Annotated in this window: 21 protein-coding genes and 1 pseudogene; all 22 read right to left on the bottom strand. The window is 60.5% G+C overall.

Annotation, left to right across the window (positions count from 1 at the left end):
- Nucleotides 1-2: 2 nt before the first annotated feature.
- Nucleotides 3-1,508 (bottom strand): preprotein translocase subunit SecY, encoded by a 1,506-nt coding sequence (gene secY / locus VIM61_03240; protein HEY8899399.1) that lies wholly within the window; start codon nucleotides 1,506-1,508, stop codon nucleotides 3-5.
- A 111-nt stretch (nucleotides 1,509-1,619) separates the two neighbouring features.
- Entirely contained in the window at nucleotides 1,620-2,084 is a 465-nt protein-coding gene (gene rplO, locus VIM61_03245; GenBank protein ID HEY8899400.1) for a 50S ribosomal protein L15, read from the bottom strand.
- A gap of 14 nt (nucleotides 2,085-2,098) precedes the next feature.
- Nucleotides 2,099-2,683 (bottom strand): 30S ribosomal protein S5, encoded by a 585-nt coding sequence (gene rpsE / locus VIM61_03250; GenBank protein HEY8899401.1) that lies wholly within the window; start codon nucleotides 2,681-2,683, stop codon nucleotides 2,099-2,101.
- Nucleotide 2,684: 1 nt separating this feature from the next.
- Entirely contained in the window at nucleotides 2,685-3,032 is a 348-nt protein-coding gene (gene rplR / locus VIM61_03255) for a 50S ribosomal protein L18 (GenBank protein ID HEY8899402.1), read from the bottom strand.
- Between the two features lie 18 nt (nucleotides 3,033-3,050).
- A complete protein-coding gene (gene rplF, locus VIM61_03260; protein HEY8899403.1) occupies nucleotides 3,051-3,590 on the bottom strand; it encodes a 50S ribosomal protein L6 in 540 nt (179 codons plus the stop codon).
- 18 nt (nucleotides 3,591-3,608) lie between these two features.
- Nucleotides 3,609-4,004: a 30S ribosomal protein S8 gene (gene rpsH, locus VIM61_03265; GenBank protein HEY8899404.1), complete on the bottom strand. Its 396-nt coding sequence runs from the start codon at nucleotides 4,002-4,004 to the stop codon at nucleotides 3,609-3,611.
- A gap of 63 nt (nucleotides 4,005-4,067) precedes the next feature.
- Complete coding sequence (gene rplE, locus VIM61_03270) at nucleotides 4,068-4,667, bottom strand: 50S ribosomal protein L5 (protein HEY8899405.1); 600 nt, start codon at nucleotides 4,665-4,667, stop codon at nucleotides 4,068-4,070.
- Between the two features lie 15 nt (nucleotides 4,668-4,682).
- The gene (rplX, locus tag VIM61_03275) at nucleotides 4,683-4,961 is read right to left on the bottom strand and encodes a 50S ribosomal protein L24 (protein HEY8899406.1); all 279 of its coding nucleotides are present in this window, start codon (nucleotides 4,959-4,961) and stop codon (nucleotides 4,683-4,685) included.
- Nucleotides 4,962-4,967: 6 nt separating this feature from the next.
- Nucleotides 4,968-5,333 (bottom strand): 50S ribosomal protein L14, encoded by a 366-nt coding sequence (gene rplN / locus VIM61_03280; GenBank protein HEY8899407.1) that lies wholly within the window; start codon nucleotides 5,331-5,333, stop codon nucleotides 4,968-4,970.
- Nucleotides 5,334-5,339: 6 nt separating this feature from the next.
- The gene (rpsQ, locus tag VIM61_03285) at nucleotides 5,340-5,621 is read right to left on the bottom strand and encodes a 30S ribosomal protein S17 (protein ID HEY8899408.1); all 282 of its coding nucleotides are present in this window, start codon (nucleotides 5,619-5,621) and stop codon (nucleotides 5,340-5,342) included.
- A 5-nt stretch (nucleotides 5,622-5,626) separates the two neighbouring features.
- Nucleotides 5,627-5,830, bottom strand: coding sequence for a 50S ribosomal protein L29 (gene rpmC / locus VIM61_03290; GenBank protein HEY8899409.1), 204 nt, complete (start codon nucleotides 5,828-5,830; stop codon nucleotides 5,627-5,629).
- 18 nt (nucleotides 5,831-5,848) lie between these two features.
- Entirely contained in the window at nucleotides 5,849-6,277 is a 429-nt protein-coding gene (rplP, locus tag VIM61_03295) for a 50S ribosomal protein L16 (GenBank protein ID HEY8899410.1), read from the bottom strand.
- A 19-nt stretch (nucleotides 6,278-6,296) separates the two neighbouring features.
- Entirely contained in the window at nucleotides 6,297-6,968 is a 672-nt protein-coding gene (rpsC, locus tag VIM61_03300; GenBank protein ID HEY8899411.1) for a 30S ribosomal protein S3, read from the bottom strand.
- A gap of 164 nt (nucleotides 6,969-7,132) precedes the next feature.
- Nucleotides 7,133-7,453: pseudogene (gene rplV / locus VIM61_03305) on the bottom strand (50S ribosomal protein L22).
- 29 nt (nucleotides 7,454-7,482) lie between these two features.
- The gene (locus VIM61_03310) at nucleotides 7,483-8,289 is read right to left on the bottom strand and encodes a hypothetical protein (protein ID HEY8899412.1); all 807 of its coding nucleotides are present in this window, start codon (nucleotides 8,287-8,289) and stop codon (nucleotides 7,483-7,485) included.
- 8 nt (nucleotides 8,290-8,297) lie between these two features.
- On the bottom strand, nucleotides 8,298-8,576 hold the full coding sequence (gene rpsS, locus VIM61_03315) for a 30S ribosomal protein S19 (GenBank protein ID HEY8899413.1): 279 nt from the start codon (nucleotides 8,574-8,576) through the stop codon (nucleotides 8,298-8,300).
- Nucleotides 8,577-8,585: 9 nt separating this feature from the next.
- On the bottom strand, nucleotides 8,586-9,437 hold the full coding sequence (rplB, locus tag VIM61_03320; protein HEY8899414.1) for a 50S ribosomal protein L2: 852 nt from the start codon (nucleotides 9,435-9,437) through the stop codon (nucleotides 8,586-8,588).
- 3 nt (nucleotides 9,438-9,440) lie between these two features.
- The gene (gene rplW / locus VIM61_03325) at nucleotides 9,441-9,725 is read right to left on the bottom strand and encodes a 50S ribosomal protein L23 (GenBank protein HEY8899415.1); all 285 of its coding nucleotides are present in this window, start codon (nucleotides 9,723-9,725) and stop codon (nucleotides 9,441-9,443) included.
- A 1-nt stretch (nucleotide 9,726) separates the two neighbouring features.
- Complete coding sequence (rplD, locus tag VIM61_03330) at nucleotides 9,727-10,341, bottom strand: 50S ribosomal protein L4 (GenBank protein ID HEY8899416.1); 615 nt, start codon at nucleotides 10,339-10,341, stop codon at nucleotides 9,727-9,729.
- Between the two features lie 3 nt (nucleotides 10,342-10,344).
- Nucleotides 10,345-10,989, bottom strand: coding sequence for a 50S ribosomal protein L3 (rplC, locus tag VIM61_03335; protein ID HEY8899417.1), 645 nt, complete (start codon nucleotides 10,987-10,989; stop codon nucleotides 10,345-10,347).
- Between the two features lie 7 nt (nucleotides 10,990-10,996).
- On the bottom strand, nucleotides 10,997-11,308 hold the full coding sequence (rpsJ, locus tag VIM61_03340) for a 30S ribosomal protein S10 (GenBank protein ID HEY8899418.1): 312 nt from the start codon (nucleotides 11,306-11,308) through the stop codon (nucleotides 10,997-10,999).
- Nucleotides 11,309-11,320: 12 nt separating this feature from the next.
- Complete coding sequence (gene fusA, locus VIM61_03345) at nucleotides 11,321-13,492, bottom strand: elongation factor G (protein HEY8899419.1); 2,172 nt, start codon at nucleotides 13,490-13,492, stop codon at nucleotides 11,321-11,323.
- Nucleotide 13,493: the final 1 nt, after the last annotated feature.

The following is a 13,493-nucleotide window of genomic DNA, read 5'->3' on the forward strand; positions in this document are numbered from 1 at the left end:
ACCTACTTGTGCGCAAGCACGATCGTCATTCCCGCAATGGCAAGGGCACCAAGGCCCACCCAGAGCCACACGAGCGACGACTCGGCGACGAGGTTACCGGTTCCGACGCGAGGACGGACGTCGCGCGCTCCGCGGATGCGGCCCTTGCGAAGGAAGCCGTCGTAATGGCGCTGCAGCAGGTGCGTTTCGACCTGGCGCATCGTGTCGAGCACAACGCCGACGATGATGAGCAGACCCGTGCCGCCGAAGAACTGCGACGTCATGTAGGGGACGTTCAGCTGACGGCTCAGCAGCTCCGGCAACACCGCGATCGCGGTGAGGAAGATCGCGCCCGCGAAGGTAAGGCGCGTCATCGTGAAATCGAGAAAGTCGGCGGTGGGCTTGCCCGGACGAACACCAGGAATGAATCCGCCGTATTTTTTGAGATCGTCCGCGATCTGCGACGGCTGGAACTGGGTCGACACCCAGAAATAGCTGAAGAAGAAAATCATCACGGCATACAGCGCGTAGTGCCACACGCCGGTCGTAAGCTCATTGGCAATCCACTGGGCCGTGGAATTTCCCGGGAAAGCCATCTGCACGATGGTGGACGGGAAGAGAAGAATCGCCTGGGCGAAGATGATCGGCATCACACCCGCGTAATTGACCTTGAGCGGCATGTATTGCGTCTGTCCGCCGTAAACTTTCCGGCCGACGACGCGTTTCGCATACTGGATCGCGATCTTGCGCTGGGCCTGCGTCACCGCAATGACAGCCGCAATCACGAAAAGAAGGAACGCGATCATCAGCACGAGGATGACCGGGCTGAGCTGGGAGCCAGCGTTGGCCGCGCTCGGAACAAATGTGCGCCAGGCCTGGTTCAGGCCCGCAGGTAGCTGCGCCAGAATGCCGACCGTGATGATCAGCGAGACACCGTTGCCAATGCCGCGCTCGGTGATCTGATCGCCGAGCCACATCAGGAACATCGTTCCCGCAGTCATCGTCGCAATGGTCAGCAGGCGGAAGCCGATGCCGGGATCCGTCACAAGACTCATTCCGAGACGATTGATCGTTTCCATGATGTTCGGCAGGAACGGATTTGAGCCGGGATTCTCGAGCGAAAGCGCGAGCAGGTAGCCCTGGAAAATACAAAGAGCCAGCGTGGTGTAGCGCGTATATTGCGCGATCTTCTGGCGACCACCGTCTTCGCGCGAGAGCTTGCTGAGCTTCGGCACGACCGCCGTCAGGAGCTGCAACATGATCGACGCGCTGATGTAAGGCATGATGCCCAGCGAGAAGATCGCCGCGTGGCTGAGCGCGCCACCACTGAAGAGATTGAACAACGCCGCGACGCCGCCGTGCGACTGCCGCTCGGCCACGTCAATGAACCAGGCCCGCAGCACCTCGGAGTTCACCCCCGGAGTCGTGATCGCGGAACCCACCCGGATGATGACGACCATCGCGAGCGTAAAGAGCACGCGCGCGCGCAGCTCCGGAATTTTGAAGATATTGGTAAAGGCGGAAATCATTGGGGAAGTCGGGCGCTGGGACGGGATAAAATGGAAACACGGGGATGACAGCGCGATGTCGCGTTGCCAGGTCCCCGTGTGTAACTCATTCGGAGAAAACCGAAGGAAGCGTTAGGCCGCCTTCTTCTTCTCACGGATGGCAATGGTGCCACCAATCTTTTCGATCTTTTCGCGGGCGGTGTCCGTGATGTGATCGACTTCGAGCGTGAGCTTCTTGCTGATCTCGCCACGACCGAGGACCTTGACGCCGTCGATGTTGCCGCGGATCAGGCCGCTCTCGCGGAGGGCCGCTTCGTTGACCGAAGTGCCTTCGGCGAACACGCGCTCGAGATCATCGAGATTGACGATGCCGAAGACGGTCTTGAAGTCCTTGTTGTTGAAGCCGCGCTTCGGCAGGCGACGAATGAGCGGCATCTGGCCGCCTTCGAAGCCAGGGCGGATGCCCTTGCCCGCGCGGGCCTTCTGACCTTTGTGGCCCTTGCCGGAGGTCTTGCCCTTGCCGGAGCTTTCGCCGAAGCCGAGACGCTTGCGGCGGTGCTTCGAACCAGGATTAGGAGAAAGAGTATGGAGTCTCATGTTGGAATGCCCCCTTAGGCGGTGGCGACAGGCTCCGCGGCAGGCGCGACGGCCGCCGGGCGGATTTGCTTGCCGCGAATCTTCATGATCGCGTCACGATTGCGCAGGTCGCTGAGGGCCTTGATCGTGGCCTTGACGACGTTCGCGTGGTTGCTGGATCCGAGCGACTTGCCGAGCACGTCGCGGATACCGACCGCTTCGATGACGGCACGGACGCCGCCGCCCGCGATCACACCCGTTCCGGGCGAGGCCGGACGCAGGAGCACACGACCGCCACCGAATTCACCGGTGACTTCATGCGGGATGGTGGCCTCGCGCACGGCGATGGTGACCATCTTCTTCTTCGCGGCCTCGGAGGCCTTGCGAATCGCTTCGGAAACTTCGTTCGCCTTGCCAAAGCCGTAACCGACCTTGCCCTTCTTATCGCCGGAGACGATGAGAGCGCTGAAACTGAAGCGGCGACCGCCCTTCACGACTTTCGCGCAACGGTTGATGAAAACGACCTTCTCGACGGTGTCCGACTTCGGCTCTTCCGCGGCAGGGCCACGGCTGCGGCGGTCATTTCCGCCCCGACGATTGTTGTTGTTGGGAGCAGCCATATTAGAATTCAAGGCCCGCTTCACGAGCCGCGTCAGCAAGGGCTTTCACCTTGCCGTGGTAAGCGTTGCCGCCCCGGTCGAAAACGACCTTGCGGATGTTCTTTGCCGCGCCGCGTTCCGCGACGAGCTTGCCGATCTCAATGGCGGTGGCGACGTTCGCCTTGCCGGCCTTGAGTTCCTTTTCGGTCGTGTTGGCCGAAACGAGAGTAACGCCAGCCTCGTCATCGATGACCTGGGCCGTGATGTTGCGGCCGGAGAAATGCACCGCAAGGCGCGGGCGCTCCGTGGAACCGGAAACTTTTTTGCGCACGCGGGCGTGCCGCATTTTGCGCAGTTTGGTGTTTGCCATATACGTGAGTGGTCGAGGTTACTGGACGGTTTTGCCTTCCTTGCGGCGAACCTGCTCGCCGGCGTAACGGATGCCCTTGCCCTTGTAGGGTTCCGGCGGATAATAGGCGCGGATGTTCGCGGCGGCCTGGCCGACGATTTGTTTGTCGATGCCTTCCACGCTGATCTTCGTGTTGTCGGTGACAGTCACCTTGACTTCCGCGGGGATCGGGAAAAGCACGGCGTGCGACTTGCCGATGTTCAGGTTCAGGTTCGAACCCTGGACGGCGGCCTTGAAACCGACGCCCTGAATCTCGAGGTCGCGCTTAAAGCCCGTGGACACGCCGGTGACCATGTTGGCCACGAGAGCACGGCTGAGGCCGTGCATGGCGCGCGAGGTGCGGGTCTCCGTCTCGACCGTGATGGCGAGGCTCTTTTCCTCGACCTTCGCGGCGACACCTTTCGGAAGCGTCCACTCGAGCTTGCCCTTGGGGCCCTCGACGACGACGGCTCCGTCGGCCGCAACGTTCACCTTCACCTTTTCGGGAAGGGCGATTTCTTTTTTACCAATACGAGACATTGTCGTTCCTCCTCGTAATTACCAGACGTAGGCGAGAAGTTCGCCGCCGACTTTCTTGCGCTTGGCCTCATGACCGGTCATCACGCCGCTCGAAGTCGAGAGAATCGCGATGCCCATGCCGTTGAGAACGCGGGGAATCTCGTCCACGCTGACGTATTTGCGCAGGCCAGGCTTGCTGACGCGCTTCAGGCCCGCGACAGCGGCGACCTTGTTGACGAACTTATTCTGCACGTGGAGAACGGGGAATTTCCCGGTCGTGTCGAGTTCGTAATCGGCGATGTAGCCCTCACGCTTGAGGATGCGGACGAGTTCGCCCTTCATCTTCGAGTAAGGAACATCGAATTTGGGTTTGCCGACGCCCGCTGCGTTGCGCAGCCGGGTCAAGAGATCGGCGATGGGATCGGATACGGTCATGGTATTTGTGGTCGGGTCGAGCCGCGGCCCCGGTGAACTGCCGGGAACCTCGTTTCGCTGGCTTTAGGCCGCCACCTCGGGTTCAGGTTTTTTGATTTCGGGTTTTTTCTTGTCCGAGAAGGGGAATCCAAGCTCGGTCAAAAGGGTCTTTGCCTCGCCGTCCGTGCGGGCCGTCGTGACGATCGTGATGTCGAAGCCGATGTTGCGCTTGATCTTGTCGAGCTCAACTTCGGGGAAGATGGTCTGATCAGCGACACCGAGAGTGTAGTTGCCGTTGCCGTCGAAAGCCTTCGGCGACACGCCACGGAAGTCACGAATACGCGGGAGCGACATCTTGATGAGGCGCTCGAGGAATTCATACATCGCGCGGCCGCGAAGGGTGACCTTCGCGCCGATGGCCTGTTCGCCACGGAGCTTGAAATTCGCGATGCTCTTCTTGGCGATCGTCTCGACCGGCTTCTGACCAGTAATGAGAGCGATCTCGGATTTCGCGACTTCGAGGGCTTCCTTTACGTCGTTGGCGGAGCCGATGGACGTGTTGACGACCACCTTCGTGAGGCGAGGAATCTGGTTCACGTTCGCGTAGCCATGCTTCTCACGAAGCGCGGGCACCACGCGAGCGCGGTATTCGTTCAAAAGTTCGGGTTCGGGTTGCGCAGTCATGGCATTCGGGGCCGCTTAGGCCGCCTTTTTCGACGCAGCCTTCTTGGGCTTTGCCGGGGTGGTCTTCTCCGTCAGCTTGACGTTGGAGATGTGGATGGGGCCCTCGAGCTCCTTGATCTGGCCGTTCGGCAGATCCTGGCTCTTCTTGAGGTGCTTCTTGATCATGCGCACGCCTTCGATCACAACCTGTGACTTCGCGCTGCGGACTTCGAGCACCTTGCCGGTGGCTCCCTTGTGGTTGCCGGTGATCACCTGGACGGTGTCGCCGCGTTTGACGTGAAATTTCGTAGCCATGGTGGTTTAGAGCACCTCCGGGGCAAGCGAGACGATCTTCATGAAGTTCTTCTCGCGGAGTTCGCGGGCGACCGGTCCGAAGACGCGGCTGCCCTTGGGGTTCTGGTCCTTGTCGATGATGACAATGGCGTTGTTGTCGAAGCGAAGGACGGAACCGTCCGGACGCTTGACCGCGTGCTTCGTGCGCACGACGACGGCGCGCACGACGTCGCCTTTCTTCACGGAACCACCGGTGGCGGCTTCCTTGACGTTGGCGGTGATCACGTCACCGACGTGGGCGGTCGACGTGCGTTTGCCGATGACACCAATCATGGTCGCCATGCGGGCGCCGGTGTTGTCGGCGACGTCGAGACGGGAGCGAATCTGGATCATGGGACGTTAGTGCTTGATGACTTCGACGAGGCGCCAGCGCTTGAGGCGGCTGAGCGGACGGGTTTCCGCGATGGAAACGCGGTCGCCGATCCTGGCTTCGTTCTTCTCGTCGTGGACGTGGAATTTGGTGATCTGCTTGACGATCTTGCCGAACTTCGGGTGCGGCACGCGCGTCAGGGCCTTCACGACGATGGTCTTGTCCATCTTGTCGGAAACAACCTCGCCAACGCGGGTCTTGCGCAGGCCGCGGGCTTTGACTTCGGGAGCAGGGGTAGCGGAATCGCTCATGGTCTTTACTTGGAGGCGGACGCCTTCGTCTTCTCGGTGAGAGCGGTCGAAATGCGCGCGATGTCGCGGCGGATCGCCGTAAGGAGGTGCGGCTTTTCGAGCTGGCCGCCCTGTTTCTGGATGCGAAGGTTGAAAGCCTCGTGCTCGAGCTCGTGCTTGCGGCTGGCGAGTTCCTTGGCGCTCATTTCGCGGATTTCTTGAATTTTCATTGCGGGCGGGCCTCCGGTTTAGGCAACAGCGGCGGCGTGGTGACGCGCGAGAAAGCGCGTGCGGACGGGAAGTTTGTTGGCGGCGAGGCGCAGGCATTCCTTCGCGAGAGTCTCGGAGACACCTCCGAGTTCGAAAAGGACGTTGCCCGGTCGAACCGTGGCCACCCAGTATTCGGGCTGGCCCTTGCCTTTACCCATTCGGGTTTCCGGCGGGCGCGCCGTCACGGACTTGTCCGGGAAAATGCGGATCCAGAGCTTGCCTTTGCGCTTCATGTTACGATTCATCGCAACACGGGCGGCTTCGATCTGGGTGTTCGTGATCCAGGCGCGTTCGAGGGTCTGAAGACCGTATTCGCCGAAATCGATGGAGAGCGTGCGTGAAGCATTCCCCTTGCGGCTACCCCGCTGGGTCTTGCGATACTTCACCCGTTTTGGCATCAGTGGCATGGCGTGTTCTCCTTAGAAATTAGTTGGCGGAACCGGCCGGCTCATTGGCAGGCTCGTTTTCAGGCTTCTCGGCGGGCTTGGTCACCCAGCACTTCACGCCGATCTTTCCGGCAGTCGTGTCGGATTCGGCGAATCCGTAATCGATGGGCTTACGAAGGGTGTGGAGTGGCACGGAGCCCTCGCGATACCATTCGGTGCGAGCGATTTCCGAACCACCAAGGCGACCGGACACGCGAACCTTGATGCCTTCGGCACCCATGCTCATTGCGGTCTGGACGGCGCGTTTGATTGCGCGGCGGAAGGAAATGCGGCGTTCGAGCTGGCCGGCGACATTTTCGGCGACGAGCTGCGCATCGGTCTCGGGCTTCTTGATCTCGACGATGTCGATCTTCACCTGCTTGCCTTCGGCGAGCTTGGAGAGTTCGTTCGTCATGTTCTCGATCTCGGATCCCTTGCGACCGATCACGACACCCGGACGGGCGGTGTAAATGGTGACGCGCACCGTGTTCCAGGCGCGTTCGATGAGAATCTTGGAAACCGCGGCGGTTTTGAGCTTCTTCTTGAGGTGCTCACGGATGCGCACGTCGACGAGAAGATAATCGGCGAGATCCTTCTTCGAGGCATACCACTTCGAGCGCCAGTCGCGGTTGACTGGCAGGCGGAAGCCGATTGGATTGACTTTCTGTCCCATGGTTATTCTTTCTTTTCGGCGGCGGCCTCGGCAGCAGGAGCTTCCGTGGCAGGCGCCGTCTCAGCCGTAGCGGCCGGTTTTGCGGACTTCTTCGGCTTGGCCGACTTGCCCGCGGTCTTCTTCGTATTCTTTGTCTCGCGACGCTTGATCTCGACCTCGTCCGTAAGCGTGATCTTGATGTGGCTCGTGCGCTTGCGGATCGGGCCGGCGCTGCCGCGGGCCTTCGGAACGAAACGCTTGAGCGTCGGTCCCTCACCCACGATCGCTTCCTGCACGACGAGAGTATCAACCCGCAGGTTGTTGTTGTTCTCCGCGTTGGCAATGGCGCTCTTCAGCGTTTTGCTGATGAGTGCCGCAGCCTTCTTCGGGGTGAAACGAAGCACGCTGAGCGCATCGGTGGCGGGAAGCCCCTGAATCTCTCGAGTGACTTCCCGAGCCTTGAAGGCCGAGATCCTCGCATACCGATATGTCGATTGAACCTGCATGTCTAGTTGATTAATTCTGTCTGTGTATCTTACTGCCGGGCGTCGACCCGCAGCTGGTCACCGGCTTTCACCGGATTCTTATTGTTTTCCAAACTCTGGATGACGGCTCCCGCGATGCGCTCGCGCACATCGACCACTCGAACCTCGCCAATCTTGCTGCCGCTGCGCCACACCTCGAAGGGCATGCCGATCTTCACACCGTGTTTTTCACCTACGTTCATGACGATCAGGGAAAGATCGTCTCGAATGTCGGAAACGATGGCGTCGGAGAGGCTCACTTCCGTCCCCTCTGGCTGGGCGACTCCCGCGGGAGCACCAAGCAATTCGGCGGTTTTTCGCAACTCAGCCTCGACCGAACCACGCGTCTCGGGTTCGACGTTTTCCGTCGTTTTGAGCAGCGTCATCACCGCTTCGGAAAGCTGGATGAGCTCGCTTCGGTATTCCTCGCCGTTCTTCTTGGCGATTCGAAGATCCCGGACGGCTGCGAGCAACTTCTGCTCGAGCTTGTCCTGATCCCCCTCGACGCCGGCAATGCCAAGCGCCTGGAGTTTCAGGGTCGCATCCGCCGCCTGCCGCTTGTAGGTCTCGGCTTCGGCGTTGGCGTTGGCCAGGCTTTGGGTGAGTTGTTTCACCGTATTTTGCAGCAGGACGACGCGCTCTTCGATCGGGGCGTCTTGGTCATCGCCTCCGTTCGGATTCGCAGTTCGGCCACCTCCGCTGGTAATGACCCGCGGAGCGCTGATTCCAGAATTTGTCAAAGATCGTTCGTCCTGCGCGTCGGCGAAGTTCGCCAGTCCGAGGACACAGATGCCTGCCACTATCGCGGCAAGTTTCATCCGTTCTATTACTTGCTCACCTTGGCGGTGTGAGAACCGTGCTTCTTGAAGATGCGCGTAGGCGCAAATTCGCCAAGCTTGTGCCCGACCATGTTCTCGGTGACGAACACCGGGATGAAGGTCTTGCCGTTGTGGATATTGAAAGTGTGACCAACGAAGTCAGGCGTCACCGTCGAACGGCGGGCCCAGGTCTTGATGGGCTTCTTGATGTTGGCGTCGTTGAGCTTGTCGATCTTCTCGAGCAGCTTCATGTCGACGTAAGGGCCTTTTTTCAGTGAGCGTCCCATAATGGTAGATTACTTGGCTTTCTTGCGGCTGGGGCGGCGCTCCACGATGAAGCTGTCCGACTTCTTGTGCTTGCGACGGGTCTTGAAGCCCTTCGCGAGCTGACCCCACGGGCTCTGCGGATGCTGGCGTCCGCCACCACCCTTGCTCTTGCCTTCGCCACCACCCATCGGGTGATCGACCGGGTTCATCGCCATACCGCGAGTCTGCGGGCGAATACCGAGCCAGCGATGACGTCCGGCCTTGCCGCTGGAGACGTTCATGTGATCGACGTTGCTGACCTGGCCAACCGTGGCGTAGCAGGCTTCGTTGATCTTGCGAATTTCGCCGGAAGCGAGTTTCACAAAAGCGTAGCCGCCTTCGCGGTTGTTCAGGATGGCCTGGGTGCCGGCACTGCGAACGATCTGGCCGCCGCGTCCCGCGACGAGCTCGATGTTGTGGATGCCCGTGCCGAGCGGGATGGAACGGAGCGGGAGGGCGTTGCCAACCTTCGCTTCGATCGCCTCGCCAGCCGCGACCTTCGCGCCAACGTTGAGGCCGGCGGGAGCGAGAATGTAGGCCTTCTCGCCATCGGGATACTGGATGAGAGCGATGCGGGCCGTGCGGTTCGGATCGTATTCGATCGCGACCACGTCGGCGACGACGTCACGCTTGTTGCGCTTGAAGTCGATCACGCGATACATGCGCTTGTGACCACCGCCACGGTGACGGGCGGTCTTGCGGCCGTTGTTGTTGCGGCCGCCGGTCTTCTTGATCGGCTCGAGCAGGCTCTTCTCAGGCGTGCTCTTGGTGATCTCCGCGAAGTCCGGAAGCTCCTTGAAGCGGGCGGACGGCGTGAGAGGGCGGAAAGTTTTGAGTCCCATGGCTTAAACGAGGTCGAGCTTCTCGCCCGCCTTGAGCGTGACGATGGCCTTTTTCCAATGCGGCTTCCGGCCGAAGTCGGCCCGACGCTCGCGCTTTTTCTTGCCCGCGTAGTTCGCGGTATTCACGTCGACGACCGTCTTCTTGAAGAGCTGCTCGATGGCACGCTTGATCTCGAGTTTGGTCGCGGTCGGGGCGACGCGGAAGGTGTATTTGCCGTGGGCCTCGGAAAGGAGCGTGGCCTTTTCCGTGAGGATGACGGTCTGGATCTGGTCGAAAATGGTGCTCATCTTAGGCGAGCCTTTCAGCGAGTTTGGCCACCGCGTCGCGGGTGACGATGATCTTGTCGTAAGCGAGGAGCTGCTCGGTGTTGACGTCCGTCGCCGTGGCGAGAAGGGACGTCTGCACGTTGCGAGCGGCCATGAAGGTCTTCTCGTCGAACTGGCTGCCGAGAACGAGCGTCTTGCGAGCGTCCTTGGCGGCGTTAGCGACGAGGCTGATGAATTGCTTGGTCTTCGGCTCGCTCACCGCGAAGGACTCCACGACGACGACGTCGCCAGCGAGAATCCGGGCGCTGAGAGCCTTGCGAAAGGCCAGCTTCTTGACCTGCTTGGGAATGTTCTTCGAGTAATCGCGAGGGCGAGGACCGTGAGCGGCGCCGCCACCAACCCAGATGGGCGAAGCGAACGAGCCCGCACGAGCGCGGCCGGTGCCTTTCTGTCGCCAAGGCTTCTTGCCGGACAGATTGACCTCACTGCGCTTCTTGGCGCAGGCGGTGCCACTGCGGCGGGCAGCCTGGAGAGCGACCACGACGTCGTGAACGGCCTGGTTGCCCTTCTTCTCCTCGGTGATCAGCTCGATTTTGGCCTTCTGGGCCTCTTCAGCGGTAAAAACGGTGGCGCTCATGGCTTAGGCTTTCTTGGCGACCTTCTTCTTGGAAGGACGCACGATGACGTAGGATCCCTTCGCACCAGCGACAGCGCCGCTGACGAGGATCACGTTCTCGGATTCACGCACCTGGACGATGCGCAGGTTCTGGACGGTCTTGCGCTCGTCACCCATGTGACCAGGCATGCCCATGTTCTTCCAAACACGGCCCGGGGTCGAACGATTACCGATGGCGCCGTTCCGGCGGTGCATCATGGAACCGTGAGTTTCCGGCTGACCGGCGAAATTGAAACGCTTGACGACACCCTGAAAGCCCTTGCCCTTCGAAGTGCCGATGACGTCCACAAACTGGCCGACTTCGAAAATCGTGGTGGGAACGTCGACGCTCTCGGGAGCGGCTTCGCCGTCCTTGAGGCGGAATTCGCGGATGAAACGCTTGGCGCCGCTCTCGGACTTCTTGAAATGGCCGAGCTGGGCCTTGCTCACGCGTTGCGGCTTCTGGTCGTCGAAACCGACCTGCACGGCCGTGTAGCCGTCCTTCTCCTGATCCTTGACCTGGAGAATGCGGTTACCGCCCGTGGCGATCACGGTGACGGCCTGGGCCACGCCCTTGTCGTCATAGACGCGGGTCATGCCGATTTTTTTTCCTAACAATCCAATGCTCATGGCGACGTCAGATCTTGATGGTGATGTCCACGCCAGCCGGGAGGTTGAGCTTGCGGAGCTCATCAACGGTCTTGGCGGTCGGCTCGACGATGTCGAGCAGGCGCTTGTGCGTGCGAATCTCGAACGCGTCCATCGACTTCTTGTCGACGTGGGGCGAGCGGTTCACGGTGAATTTCTCAATGCGAGTCGGAAGCGGGATCGGGCCCGTCACTTTGGACCCGGTGCGCTTTGCCGTCTCGACGATCTCGGCGGCGGAAGCGTCGAGGATGCGATAGTCAAACGCCTTGAGGCGGATGCGGATTTTTTGGCCGTTCGTCATGATGGCAATCGATTAGTTTTTCTGTTCAACGACCGCGTTGAGCACTTGTTGCGGAACCTGCTCGAAGTGCGAGGGCTCCATCGAATACGAGGAGCGGCCCTTCGAGAGGGAGCGGATGGCCGTGGCGTAACCGAACATTTCGGCGAGCGGCACTTCGGCGTTGATCGTGGTGAGGTTCCCCTTGGTCTCGAGACCGGAGATTTTCGCGCGGCGACGGTTCAGGTCGCCCATGATGTCGCCCTGGAATTCTTCCGGGGTGATGTTTTCGACCTTCATGATCGGCTCGAGCAGGATCGACTTCGCATTCTTGAGGCCGTCCTTCAAAGCGAAGATCGCCGCCATTTTGAACGCCATTTCGTTCGAGTCCACGTCGTGGTAGCTGCCGTCGACGATGTCGATGTGAATGTCGATAACGGGCGAACCGCAGATGATGCCATTCAGCGTGGCTTCGTTGAGGCCCTTGATGACCGCAGGGATGAAGTCCTTCGGAATGGAACCACCGACCGTCTTGTTTTCGATCGTGACCCCCTTGCCGCGCTCGTTCGGAGCGACCTTGATGACGACGTGGCCATACTGACCACGGCCACCGGACTGCTTGACGAGTTTGCCCTCGCCATCGGCGGCCTTGATGATCGTCTCCTTGTAAGCGATCTGCGGCTTGCCGGAGTTCGCCTCGACCTTGAACTCGCGCATCATGCGATCGCGAATGATCTCCAGGTGAAGCTCGCCCATGCCGGCGATGATCGTCTGGCCGGTGTCTTCGTTGGTGAAAACGCGGAAGGTCGGATCTTCTTCAGCGAGACGCGCGAGTGCGTTGCCCATCTTCTCCTGGTCGGCCTTTGTCTTGGGCTCGATGGCCATCGAGATCACCGGATCAGGGAAGGACGGCGGCTCGAGCAGGATCGGATAATCCTCGTCGCAGAGCGTATCGCCCGTCGTGATGTTCTTGATGCCAACGATCGCGGCGATGTCGCCGGAATAGCAGGTGTCGATGTCTTCGCGCTTGTCCGCCTGAATCTGGATGATGCGGCTGATGCGCTCGCGCTTGTTCGTGCGCGGGTTGTAAACCGTGTCGCCCTTGGAAAGCTTGCCGCTGTAGACGCGGAAGAACACGAGCTTACCGACGAAAGGATCGCTCCAGAGCTTGAAGGCGAGCGAGCAAAACTTGCCGCTGTCGTCCGCCGGCGCGAGCATCTCGGACGCGTCGTCCGGATTCTGACCCTTGGCGGCAGGAATTTCGATCGGGCTCGGGAGATAGTCGACAACGGCGTCGACGAGGAACTGAACGCCCTTGTTCTTGAAGGCGGAACCACCGGCAACGGGAACGAACTTGTTCGCGATGGTCTGGCGACGGATGGCCGCCTTGAGATCCTGCTTCGTGATCGGCTGCTCCTCGAGGAACTTCATGCCGATCTCGTCGTCGAGGTCGCACATCTGGTCGATGATGTCCTGATAAGCCACTTCGGCCGAAGCCTTGAGCTCCGTCGGGATCTCGACGATTTCGTAGGTCGACCCCATCGAGTTGTCGTCGAGGTAGCGAACAGCCTTCTGGTTCAGGACGTCGATCTGGCCGACGAGCGTATCTTCCTTGCCCCAGGGAATGAGAATCGGCCAGACGTTGGCACCGAGCTTGGTGCGCATGCTCTCGACGGCAGCCTCGAAATCGGCGCCGGTGCGATCCATCTTGTTGACGAACGCGATGCGCGGCACGCCATACTTGGTGGCCTGACGCCAGACAGTCTCGGACTGCGGCTGCACGCCGGCGACACCGCAGAACACGGCGATCGCGCCGTCGAGCACGCGCAGGGAACGCTCCACTTCAGCCGTGAAGTCCACGTGGCCGGGAGTGTCGATGATGTTGACGCGCTGCTTGATGCCTTCGAAAGCCTTGTAGATGCCTTCGACGGGTTCCTTGCGCTGCAACCACGAACAGGTCGTGGCGGCAGAGGTGATCGTGATGCCGCGCTCGCGCTCCTGCTCCATCCAGTCGGTCACGGTCGTGCCTTCATGCACTTCACCGATCTTATGGATCATGCCGGTGTAGAAGAGGATACGCTCGGTGAGCGTGGTCTTGCCCGCGTCGATATGGGCGCAGATCCCGATGTTACGGGTGCGCTCGAGCGGGAACGCGCGGTCGGGCGAGTTCGGATTCGAAGCGGATTTTTCCTGGAGCGTAGCGGACATT

Source organism: Chthoniobacterales bacterium (genome assembly GCA_036569045.1).
Lineage (GTDB): Bacteria > Verrucomicrobiota > Verrucomicrobiia > Chthoniobacterales > JAATET01 > JAATET01.